General features: G+C 71.7%; 11 protein-coding genes. 6 read left to right on the top strand and 5 right to left on the bottom strand.

What is annotated here, in order from left to right; genetic code table 11:
* The first annotated feature begins 57 nt into the window (after positions 1-57).
* Positions 58-438, top strand: coding sequence for a VOC family protein (locus V6U86_RS12115; protein ID WP_334502273.1), 381 nt, complete (start codon positions 58-60; stop codon positions 436-438).
* Positions 439-1218: 780 nt separating this feature from the next.
* Positions 1219-1449, top strand: coding sequence for a winged helix-turn-helix domain-containing protein (locus V6U86_RS12110; protein WP_334502101.1), 231 nt, complete (start codon positions 1219-1221; stop codon positions 1447-1449).
* 206 nt (positions 1450-1655) lie between these two features.
* Here V6U86_RS12110 and V6U86_RS12105 read toward each other — a convergent pair whose 3' ends face one another.
* Positions 1656-2090 carry a VOC family protein gene (locus V6U86_RS12105; RefSeq protein ID WP_334502099.1) on the bottom strand — a complete coding sequence of 145 codons (435 nt, stop codon included), beginning with the start codon at positions 2088-2090 and terminating at the stop codon, positions 1656-1658.
* Positions 2091-2121: 31 nt separating this feature from the next.
* Positions 2122-3120, bottom strand: a complete 999-nt coding sequence (locus tag V6U86_RS12100; protein WP_334502097.1) for a hypothetical protein — start codon at positions 3118-3120, stop codon at positions 2122-2124.
* A gap of 227 nt (positions 3121-3347) precedes the next feature.
* Here V6U86_RS12100 and V6U86_RS12095 point away from each other — a divergent pair, with 227 nt between their 5' ends.
* From V6U86_RS12095 to V6U86_RS12080, 4 genes are all read left to right on the top strand, one after another.
* Positions 3348-4526: a sensor histidine kinase gene (locus V6U86_RS12095; RefSeq protein ID WP_334502095.1), complete on the top strand. Its 1179-nt coding sequence runs from the start codon at positions 3348-3350 to the stop codon at positions 4524-4526.
* Positions 4516-5724: a hypothetical protein gene (locus tag V6U86_RS12090; protein ID WP_334502094.1), complete on the top strand. Its 1209-nt coding sequence runs from the start codon at positions 4516-4518 to the stop codon at positions 5722-5724. Before V6U86_RS12095 ends, V6U86_RS12090 begins: the two co-directional genes overlap by 11 nt.
* Positions 5697-6410 carry a response regulator transcription factor gene (locus V6U86_RS12085; protein ID WP_334502092.1) on the top strand — a complete coding sequence of 238 codons (714 nt, stop codon included), beginning with the start codon at positions 5697-5699 and terminating at the stop codon, positions 6408-6410. Before V6U86_RS12090 ends, V6U86_RS12085 begins: the two co-directional genes overlap by 28 nt.
* A gap of 72 nt (positions 6411-6482) precedes the next feature.
* Positions 6483-7205 carry a hypothetical protein gene (locus V6U86_RS12080; RefSeq protein ID WP_334502090.1) on the top strand — a complete coding sequence of 241 codons (723 nt, stop codon included), beginning with the start codon at positions 6483-6485 and terminating at the stop codon, positions 7203-7205.
* On the opposite strand, the gene V6U86_RS12075 is transcribed toward V6U86_RS12080, so the two are convergent.
* The 3 genes from V6U86_RS12075 to V6U86_RS12065 all read right to left on the bottom strand — a co-directional run bounded on the left by V6U86_RS12075 (position 7087) and on the right by V6U86_RS12065 (position 9513).
* Entirely contained in the window at positions 7087-8067 is a 981-nt protein-coding gene (locus V6U86_RS12075; RefSeq protein ID WP_334502088.1) for a GlxA family transcriptional regulator, read from the bottom strand. The two genes, V6U86_RS12080 and V6U86_RS12075, sit on opposite strands and share 119 nt — an antisense overlap.
* 4 nt (positions 8068-8071) lie before the next feature.
* Positions 8072-8680 carry an isochorismatase family protein gene (locus V6U86_RS12070; RefSeq protein ID WP_334502085.1) on the bottom strand — a complete coding sequence of 203 codons (609 nt, stop codon included), beginning with the start codon at positions 8678-8680 and terminating at the stop codon, positions 8072-8074.
* Positions 8681-8760: 80 nt separating this feature from the next.
* Positions 8761-9513 (bottom strand): lysophospholipid acyltransferase family protein, encoded by a 753-nt coding sequence (locus tag V6U86_RS12065; RefSeq protein WP_334502082.1) that lies wholly within the window; start codon positions 9511-9513, stop codon positions 8761-8763.
* Between the last annotated feature and the right edge of the window lie 91 nt (positions 9514-9604).

The raw sequence follows: 9604 nt of genomic DNA, 5'->3' as shown, positions 1-9604 counted from the left end.
GTCGCCAGCAGCACGCACAGCGGGAATTCACGACGCTGATAGCGTCGGACGGTGTCGATGTTCCGCACTCCTCAGGTGATCCTCTTCAGCGAGGACGTCACCCGCGCCGCAGAGTTCTACGCCGGTCTGGGCTTCACGGAGACCTTCCGGGTGCCGACCGAGGGCGAGCCGATCCACATTGATCTCGTGCTCGACGGTTACAAGATCGGCGTCGCCTCGGTGGCCTCCACCCGCGACGATCACGGGCTCGACCCCATACCCGAGGGCCAGCGGGCGGCGGTGATCCTCTGGACTGACGACACCGCCCACGCGTACGCCGAACTCACGGCGAACGGTGCCCCGGCCCTGGTGGCACCGCACCGGTGGCTCGATCGCCTGCTGATCGCCTGGACGGCCGACCCGGACGGCAATCCGATCCAGATCGTCCAGCGGCTCTGACCTCACGGAAGGGCAGACTGCGGCGGTCGAGCAGTGGCGAACTGGCATGCCTTTGCTCGACCACGATGCCTGCACGCCGGACGTAGACCTCTCGCTTGTCGGTAGCCATCCCCTTCGGGTCGAGGACGTAGCCCGTCAGCCACACCCAACCGTCGTACGGATCGACGTTACCGACTGAGGCGAGCCGGAGCCGGAGCGCCCGTTCGCCGCTGAACTGCACCGAACACGCCAGCCCGATAAGCACCACATCGCCGGAGTTGAACGCGGTCACGGCATCCAGCCGAGGAAGCGGCGTCGGAGAGCGTCCGGCGGAGCCCAGCTCATGTCCTTCCTGGCGGACAGCAGGCACGCGCCCATGTAGAGGGCCAGCAAGACTTGAGCGTCGGCGTGTTCGCCCAGCAGCTCATCGCGGCGTGACGCGCAGGGCCAAGGCCGGTCGCACGTCTCACACAGCCAGAGCGGCAGGACCGGCCCGTGTTTCGTCATTGGTCTTCACCAGGCCAGTGCCCCCGATTGATCGGGATGCGATGGCGGGATCGGCAGGGCAGCACCGCACCACAGCGGCACACGTACCGCCAATGCACCCAGCTCCAAGTCGGACGGTGACGCCGGGCGAGGGTCAGCGCCACTGACACCAGGTAGTCGTCGAAACGGACCCTTCGCATCCAGCCTCCTACAGTGCGTCACCTTCTCGATGACGACCGTAGACCTGTACGTCCTTGTACGTCTATAGACGTACCGAAGGTTTGAACGTCTATAGACGTCCCCTAGGTTGCGTCCATGATCGATCCACTGTCTCCGACGCCGATCTACGTTCAACTCGCAGACGTGATCGCCAAGCGGATTGAGACCGGGGAGCTGTCACCCAGGCGACCGATCCCGAGTGAATCCACGCTTCAGCAGGAGTACGGCGTCGCTCGCGGCACGGTCCGTGCGGCAGTGCGTCTCCTACGGGAGCGGGGACTGGTGATGACCGTGCCGCAGCGGGGCACCTACGTCAGCGACAGGTAGGCGCGTCACGGCGGCCCTGCTCTCGGCACAAAGCGCCCGGCGGATGTCTACGGGTTGGCCGACCTACGGCGTTAACAGGGCGTGACGTTCGAGGAGTACGCGTTCGCTCGCACCTCAGCGCTGGTGCGGCTCGCACGGACGCCTACGTCCACCGCATGCTCGTCGGCCCGGGACCTCAACCGCCCGGACAGCTGGTGACGCCGCGCTCAGGCTGAGGCCGCCGCCACGCAGAACTCGTTGCCCTCCGGGTCGGCCATCACCACGTGTTCCTGGCCGAACTCCGACAGCACCCGCCCGCCGGCCTGCACCAGTCGTTCGGCTTCCGCCCTGATCCGCGCCCACCGCTCGTCGGGGCTGCCGTGGCCGGGCACCCGGATGTCGATGTGGAGACGGTTCTTCGCCGTCTTGGGCTCGGGCACGTTGAGGATCGAGAGGTAGGGGCCGACGCCGTCCGGGTCGCACAGCCACGCCCCGTGCTCGGGCAGGTCGTCCTCCGGGAGGTCGAACTGCGCGTGCCACTCCTCGCGGGTGGCGAAGGGCGGTGGTGGGGGCTCGTCGATGTAGCCCAGGGCCGTCTTCCAGAAGGCGGCGAGCACCTGCGCGTCGGTGGAGTCGAGGGTCAGGGAGATCCGAGCTGCCATGACCGGGACGCTAACGCACACCTCCGACTTTCTAGACGGGCCCGAGCAGGGCGGCCAACGCCTCGTCGCCCTGGCCGAGCTGGGCTCCACCCGTCGCCGGTGTGACCAGGAACCGTCGACAGCCGTCGAGTTCCACGTACCGGTCGGGGCCTGCCCCGTCGAGTGGGCGCAGCACCGCGAAGCGGGTCGCCGGGGTGGTGCAGGCGGTCACCGCTCGGCGGTTGGAGAGCGCCCGCAGCACGCCCGCTTGACGCTCGGTCGGCAGTGGCCCGCCGTACACGAAGTCGCCCGCCGGCTTTTCGCCGTCCTGAAGCGACGCGGGCACCTCGTAGACGCAGAGGCGCAGCGGCCCGGCGGCCGGCCGGGCGACCGAACCGCCCGGCCCGGGGTTGCCGCTCCTGGTCTCCACCGACACCATGTCGGTCCACTGCTGTGCGCATCCGGCAGCCTCGGCCGTCGCGGATTCGACCTGCCGGACGGCCCGGGTGTCCACGGTGGTCCACTGCGGACCGGCCAGCGCGGCGATCACCTCGGGGCGCGGTTTGCCGCAGGCGTCCGTGGGGAGTTGGGGCCGCAGCCACCGCCCCCGGTCGTCGAGCAGGGCCAGCCACGGTGGGACGACCATGTCGAGGGTGCAGGCGACCTTCTTCCCGCCGGCCTGCTCGCTGGGTAGGCGCAGCGCGGTGAGCAGCGGCCCGATCTCCTCGGTGCGCCGCTCGGTGGCGACCTGCTCGTGGCCGCCCTGGCGGCCTGGCCGAGTCGCCCGCCCGCAGATCACGGCCGCGACCGGGGTGAACGTGGGGTCGATTCGACCGGCCGTCGGCTCTTTCCCGGCCGGTGACGACGTCTGCGGGTGCGGCACCATCATGTCGCCGGCTCGGGGGGCATCCTTGGCACAGGAGGTCCACCCATCGACGATCTGGGCCGGGGCTGGCTCGTCGGCCCCGCCCGGCCCGCTCTCCGTGCCACCGCAGCCACTCAGCGCCATGCCGAGCAGTGCCACCGCCAGTATCGTCCGGGACGAGCGCATCCGGCTCACCATCCTTCCACCCGGCGATGAGACGGAGCGCGGGCGTGCCCGGTTCCACCGGCCGGTCACGGCACTCCGGTGGGACCTCCAGCTTGCCGGGCACAGAGTGACACATTAGCGACAGTCCGTACAGTAGGGTCTATCTGATGTCGTCCGACATGCTATCGTCCGATGTCGATCTACACGTGTGGACCCGGACCGGGTCGTTGTCGGAAGGACACTTCCCGATGCCGGCCGTTGCCACTCCTTCCGTGCCGCCGCCCACCTTGGACAATCCGGCCGGCGGAGCCCTGGGCCTCATCTTCACCACGTTGCCAGCTTTGCTGCGGCTGTCCTGCGGGCTGTTCGGCGCAGCGGTGGCCGTGTCCGTGCAGACCCCGCCGGTCGAGCAGGCGGTGTTGCTGCCCGCTGTGGGCGTACTGACCGGCTGGTCCCTCTGGTACGCACACCGCGCGTTGCGCCACGGCATCGGCCCCGCCCTCGTCGCCGCCGACGTGGCGGTCACCGCGCTGGCCTGCCTCCTCATTCCCGTGCTGGTGGCACCCGAGGTGCTGCCCGGCGAGGGCAGTTGGATCGCCGTGCTGGCCAGCACCACGGTGATCAACGCACAGGCCACCGCCTCGGCGCGCTGGTCGATCCCGGCCGGGCTACTCGTGATCGTCACCTACGTGACCGGGGCCCAGTCGGCCGGTAACCCCACCGAAGCTCGGGCGCACGCGGCGACGCTGTTGGCGCAGACCGCCTGCACGGCGATGATGGCGGGGGTCATGCGCCGACGCATCGGCCGGGCGGACCGCGCCTTCGCCGAGCACCAGCGGCTGACCCGGGAGGCGTTGGTCGCGCGCGCCGCCCGCGAGGCCGAACGCCAACAGAACCGCGACCTGCACGACACCGTGCTCGGGACGCTGACCATGGTGGGGCTGGGCGCGGTGGCGGGGCCCTCGACCATCTTCCGGGACCGGTGCGCCGCCGACCTGCGAAGTCTCGTCGCGCTCACCGACGCCGGCCCGGTGGCCGGCGACGGCCCGGTGCCGCTCGACGGGCGGTTGCGGTCGGTGGTCGGCCGGCTGCCCGAGCTTGCGGTACGGCTGGACCTGGCGTCCTGCGCCGTTCCCGTCGGGGTGGCCGACGCGATCAGCGAGAGCGCCTACGCGGCGCTGTCCAACGTGGTCCGCCACGCGCCGGGCGCTGCGGCCACGCTGCGGCTGACCAGGGACGCGATCAGCGTCGTGGTCGAGGTCGCCGACGACGGCCCCGGTTTCGACCTGGCCACCGTCCCACCGCACCGGTACGGGTTACGCGAGTCGATCTGCGGCCGGATGGCCACGGTCGGTGGACGGGCCGACGTGCGCTCGGCGATCGGGGCGGGCACCCGGATTCGACTGGAGTGGCCCGGTGTCGGCTGACCTCAACGCCCCGGCGCAGCGCACCGACGCTTCGCAGGCAGCGACCCGGGCCAGCGTTCCGACACCCCGGGAGCCGGTCTCCCCCGAGGCGCTCGCCGCCCCGGCCGCCGTCGCGCACGCGTCCGACCGGGGCGCCCGGATCGCCGCCGTCGCCATCGCGTTGGCCTGGCACGTCGTGATCGCGCTGCCGGCGGTGCTGACCGCCCGCGCGGAGTTCGCCGCGCCGGCGGTGGTGCTCGGCACCTGGGTCCTGGTCGCCGTGACCGGCGCGGTGGCCGGGGTACGGCTGCTGCAGGGCTCGCCGCTGCCGCCGTGGCCGTTGGCCGCGCTGCTGCTGGTCGTCGACGCGGCCGTCTTCGCCGCGGCCGGCGAGCGGCAGTTGTTCGCCGCCGCCAACTGGGTGTGGGGCACCCTCGGCTGGTTCTTCGTGCTGGCGGTGTGGGGTCAGCGCGTCATCGGGCTGATCGCGCTCCTGAGCACGCACGCGTTGATCGCACTGGTCGCCGTGCTGGGGCACGGCGCCGAACCGGCCGATGTGGCCCGTTACGTGATGTACGTCTACGGCACGTTCTCGCTGCCGGTGGCGGTCTTCGTGGGCAGCACCGTCATCGTCGGCCTAGCCCGGGAGCGGGCCGCCGTCTCGGCCGCCGGTCACGCGATGGCCGCGGAGCGGGATGCCGCCGAGCGTGGCCGCCAGGAACGCCGGGACCGGCTCGCCCTGGTCAGTTCGGCGGCCGGGCGGGTCCTCGGTGACCTGGCCGCCGGCCAGGCCGACCCGGGCGACCCGGAGGTGCAGCGCCGGTGCATGCTGGCCGCCGCCCGGCTGCGTCGACTGATCGCCGAGTCCGACGATGTGCCCGACCCGTTGCTGCACGAGTTGCGAGCCGCCGCCGACCTGGCGGAACGCAGCGGCCTACCGATCGACCTGGTCACCATCGGCACCCCGCCGCCGCTGCCGGTGGAGGTCCGCCGCCGGCTGGCCGACCCGCTCACCGGCACCCTCGCCGACGCCCGGGAATGGGCGAGGCTGACCGTGGTCTCCGGCCCGGACGAGGTGGTGGTCAGCCTGGTCACGCCGGACCGGGAGGGGCCGGAGGCGACCGGCCCGCCAGCCGGGGAGCACGTCTACGGGCCGGTGCAGTACCTCTACGAACGGGACGGGAACATCAGATGGGCGCAGACCCGGTGGCGGCGGTGAGCGGCGATCGGCCGGTCGGGGTGGCGATCGTCGACGACCACCCGGTGGTGGTCGAGGGGGTCCGCGCCTGGCTCGCCACCGAGCCGCGCCTCACGGTGCTCGCCACCGGCGACGACCCGGACGAGGTGCTGCGGGAGGCCCCCGACGCCGACGTCGTCCTGCTCGACCTGCGGCTGCACGGCCGGATGGCGTTGGACAAGTTGGCCGAGCTGAGCGCCGCCGGGCGGCGGGTGGTGGTCTATTCGGAACACACCGACCCGCAGACGATGCTGGCTGCGCTGGACGCCGGGGCGGCGGCGTTCCTGGCCAAGCACGAGGGCCGGGAACACTGCGTGGAGACGGTGCTGGCCGCCGCGAGCGATCGCCCGTACGTGCCACCGGCGCTGGCCGGTGCGATGGTCGGCGACCCGCGACCGGACCGGCCGATGCTGTCCGACAAGGAGCGCGAGGCGCTGCTGCTGTGGTTCCAGTCGATGTCCAAGGCGTCGGTGGCTCGGCGGATGCAGATCAGCGAGCACACCGTGAAGCAGTACGTCGACCGTGCGCGGATCAAGTACACCCGGGCGGGGCGGCCAGCCGCCACAAAGGCGGCACTGCTTGCCCGTGCGATCGAGGACGGTCTCGTCCGCCCGGAGGAGATCGGCATCTACCGGTCACAGGCGACGCACGACCGGCCGACCCCCTAACAGGCGTCATGACAGGGGCGCTCTGGTCCGCCAGGCTTCATTTCACAGCCAGCTGACCGGAAGGTCGTGACGATGCACTCCGACGCGTCCCCCTTCTTCATCGGTCCCCACCGGTTCGACGCCCCCGACGAAGACGTGGGCCCGACCCTGGACCGCCGCTACAACCTACGACCGAGGCCCGGTGAGCGGGTGCTCGGGCGACACCGTCTGCTGGTCGCGGGTTACCTGCTCGGGCCGAGCGAGATGCGACGCCGTTGGGAGCTGCCCGAGCCGGTCGAGGTGACCGTCACCGACCAGCGGATCTGCTGGGTGGGCAGCGGTTCGCAGCTGTCGCTGGTCGCCGACGGCACACACCGGGCCCGGCCGCCCGCCCGGCTCAACGGCCTGATGAGCGGGCAGATCCGCTGGCAGTGGCCGTCCCGGTTGGAGCTGCCGGCGACGGGGCGGGACGCACCGGTGCAGTTGCTGATCGTCTGCGATGCGCTGCGCACCATTCAACAGCCGGCGTTGGCCCTCAGCGGAGCGGCCGCCGAGGTCGTGGCGCTGGCCCGGCAGGTCCGCCGGGCGGTGGCCATGTTCCGGCTCACCCGTCCACAACTGGTCGACCTCTCGGCCCAGGAGCGCGACGTGCTGCTGCTGCGGGCCGGCCCCGGCCTGCTCGCCGGTGACACCCGGATCACGCTGCCCGGCTCGTTGCCGGTGGAGTTCTACTCCCGGGACGACTACTACCGCTCAAGACCGGCGCCGATGTCGTGGGGCGGGCTCGCAGACGGCGCAGCATCCGGGCATCGGTGAAACCGACGGCCCGCGCGGCGGCTTCCACTGTGGTTCCGTGCCCGATCAGGTGCTCGGCCCGTTCCACCCGGAGCAGCTGCTGGTAGCCGAGCGGGGTGAGGCCGGTGCTCGCCCGGAACAGCCGGGTCAGCGTGCGTTCGGCCACGCCGCCGGCGGCGGCCAGTTCGGCCAGTGGCAGGGGCTCGGCGTACCGGCTGTCGATCAGATCCTGCACCCGGTGCACCGAGTCCGACAGGTGTGAGCGATGCCGCATCAGGGCGCTGGCCTGCGGCTCGTGCCCGTTGCGTCGGGCGTAGACGACGAGCGTGCGGGCTATCTTCGCGGCGGTCGCCGGGCCGTGCCGGGTCGCCACCAGGTGCAGCGCCACGTCGATGCCACTCGCGATGCCCGCCGAGGTGACCACCCGGTCGTCCACCACGTACAGCACGTCGCGGACGACCTGGGCCGCCGGGTGCCGGCGGGCCAGGTCGTCCTGCACCTCGTGGTGGGTGGTGCAGCGGCGGCCGTCGAGCAGCCCGGCCCGCCCGAGCGCGTACGCACCGGCGCAGACACTGGCCACCGTGCCGCCGGCCGCGTGGTGCTCGGCGAGCCGCCGCAGGTCGCCGGGGGATACCGGCCCCTGCGGCCCGTGCGCCGCCGGCCGCCAGCCGGGCACTATCAGCAGGTCATCCGGGGTCAGCTCGGGCCACCGGGTGTCGGCGACCAGTGGTACGCCCTGCACGGTGGGCACCTGCTCGCGCTCCGCGACGTAGTGCAGCTGGTAGTCGTACCCGAGATCGGCGGCGCTGGAGAAGACCTGGGCCGGCCCGGCGAGATCCAGCAGGTGCAGCTGTGGGACCAGCAGGAAGACGACCCGGGTCACGACGTCAGCCCTGGCTGCCGACGAGGGTCGCGCCGACCAGCTCGTCAACGGTCCGGATGGTCGCGAAGCGGCCAGCCAGCGCGTACTCGGTGCGGGTCACGATCTCCTCGTTGGTCAGCGTGCGCGGGTCGGCGAGGATCTCCGCGACGGTGGCGGTCTCTGGCAGATCCCGGTGCGGGATGGGGAAGGTCAGCGTGGCGTCGGTGACGAATGTCATCCGGTAGCCGAGGTCCGCGCCGACCCGGGTGGTGGTCTCCACGCACTGCTCGGTGCGGATGCCGCAGACGGTGATGTCGGTGATGCCCGCCTGGGTGAGCAGCTGCTGGAGGTTCGTGGTGGTGAACGCGTTGTGCGCCGTCTTGACCAGGGTCGGCTCACCCGCGGCGGGGACCAGCCCGTCGATCAGCCGCACGTGCCCCAGGGCGGGGTCGAACAACCCGCCCGTGCCGGGCTCCGAGTGCAGGACCCAGACCACCAGGTCGCCGCGCTGCCGGGCGGCAGCCACCAGCCGGTCGACCTGGCGGATCATGTCGGGGTTCGAGCCGTACGCCCAGATCGGGCGCTGGCGGAAGGACTCTTGCACGTCGATCACGACGAGTGCTGCTCTGCTCATGACATCGATCCTGGCCGGACGGCGTTCGCGCCGGCAGACACCATTGTGACCGGGTGCGGAACGATCCGGCCAACTCGACGTCAGGCGCTGGGGGTGTGCTGTTCGGCGGCAGCGTCCAGGGCGGCGGCCTCCTCCGGTGTGGGCGCGCTGCCGCCCAGGTGCGCGGGCTGCCACCAGGTGTCGTCGGGGCCGGCCGGAGTGTCCGGATAATCCCGCTGCGCCTGGTCGACGAGGGCGCTGAGCCGGGTGGTCAGCTCGGCGGCCAGCACGTTCGGGTCCGGGAAGTCCGCCGGGTTGATCGGCTCCCCGATCAGGATGGTGATCGGCGTGTGCCGCCGGGTCAGGGTGCGCGGGCGACCCTTGGTCCAGAGGCGCTGGGTGCCCCACAACGCGACCGGCAGCACGGGCACCTTCGCCGAGCGGGCCATCCGGACCGTGCCGCTCTTGAGCTCCTTGACGGTGAACGACCTGCTGATCGTCGCCTCGGGGAAGACGCCGACGACCTCGCCCTTCTTGAGCGCGGTCACGGCGGCGCGGAACGAGGCCGCGCCGGCCTGCCGGTCCACCGGAATGTGCCGCATGCCGCGCATCAGCGGGCCGGAGATCTTGTGCGTGAAGACCGATTCCTTGGCCATGAACCGCACCAGCCGACCGGACGCGTTCGCGCCCAGACCGGCGAAGATGAAGTCGAGGTAGCTCACATGGTTGCTGGCCAGCACCGCCCCACCAGTGCGGGGTACGTGATGGGCGCCCTCGATGGTGATCTTCAGGTCGAGGACCCGGAACAGCGTCTTGGCGGTGGCGATAACGGGCGGGTACACGAGCTCCGGCATTGGCAGAATCTACCCTGACCCGCTGGAGATCGGCTGGGTGGCGAACCGGCGGCGACACGGGGCTGCGCGCCACCGCCGGTTCGGCTGTCGA

Origin of the sequence: Micromonospora sp. CPCC 205558, assembly GCF_036902955.1 — a bacterium.
Classification (GTDB): Bacteria; Actinomycetota; Actinomycetes; order Mycobacteriales; family Micromonosporaceae; genus Micromonospora.
Note: the sequence above shows the minus strand (reverse complement) of the source record. Positions and strands in the feature narration are given on the sequence as shown.

Coding starts and splice junctions, on each gene's coding strand:
- V6U86_RS12115 (WP_334502273.1), top strand. CDS start 58: ATGTTCCGCACTCCTCAGGTGATCCTCTTCAGCGAGGACGTCACCCGC.
- V6U86_RS12110 (WP_334502101.1), top strand. CDS start 1,219: ATGATCGATCCACTGTCTCCGACGCCGATCTACGTTCAACTCGCAGAC.
- V6U86_RS12105 (WP_334502099.1), bottom strand. CDS start 2,090: ATGGCAGCTCGGATCTCCCTGACCCTCGACTCCACCGACGCGCAGGTG.
- V6U86_RS12100 (WP_334502097.1), bottom strand. CDS start 3,120: ATGCGCTCGTCCCGGACGATACTGGCGGTGGCACTGCTCGGCATGGCG.
- V6U86_RS12095 (WP_334502095.1), top strand. CDS start 3,348: ATGCCGGCCGTTGCCACTCCTTCCGTGCCGCCGCCCACCTTGGACAAT.
- V6U86_RS12085 (WP_334502092.1), top strand. CDS start 5,697: ATGGGCGCAGACCCGGTGGCGGCGGTGAGCGGCGATCGGCCGGTCGGG.
- V6U86_RS12080 (WP_334502090.1), top strand. CDS start 6,483: ATGCACTCCGACGCGTCCCCCTTCTTCATCGGTCCCCACCGGTTCGAC.
- V6U86_RS12070 (WP_334502085.1), bottom strand. CDS start 8,680: ATGAGCAGAGCAGCACTCGTCGTGATCGACGTGCAAGAGTCCTTCCGC.
- V6U86_RS12065 (WP_334502082.1), bottom strand. CDS start 9,513: ATGCCGGAGCTCGTGTACCCGCCCGTTATCGCCACCGCCAAGACGCTG.